Origin of the sequence: Glutamicibacter sp. AOP12-B1-11 (assembly GCF_052379245.1) — a bacterium.
GTDB lineage: Bacteria > Actinomycetota > Actinomycetes > Actinomycetales > Micrococcaceae > Glutamicibacter.
Genome location: NZ_JBQSYL010000100.1, coordinates 1 through 353, shown reverse-complemented (window position 1 = coordinate 353; position 353 = coordinate 1). Strand labels below are relative to the sequence as shown.

Annotated in this window: 1 pseudogene; it reads right to left on the bottom strand. The window is 59.2% G+C overall.

Annotation, left to right across the window (positions count from 1 at the left end):
* Positions 1 to 166: 166 nt before the first annotated feature.
* A pseudogene (locus ACT3UQ_RS19770) lies at positions 167 to 353 on the bottom strand (formyltetrahydrofolate deformylase); the annotation flags it as partial.

Below are 353 nucleotides of genomic sequence, written 5' to 3'. Positions count from 1 at the left end.
CCTGAGCGTTTACCGGCAGAGCCAACGCCACTGACGGGACCCGATAGACAGCAGAATGCTCGTGGACCAATTACCACTAACGGTCCACGAGCATTCTTCAATGCCATACAGTGCACGGTCCTTCACGCGGAGCTCTCGGCATCGAGAGGCTAGCGTACGGGAAAACCTAGCGCAGCACCACGGTCCGTGAACCGTTGAGGAAAATCCGGTCTTCACAGTGCCATCGCACCGCGTCCGAGAGCGCCTTGCATTCGGTATCCCGACCGGCCGCGACAAGATCTTCCGGCCCGTAGCTGTGATCAACGTTCTGGACCTGCTGGGCGATGATCGGCCCCTCATCCAATTCGCTGTTC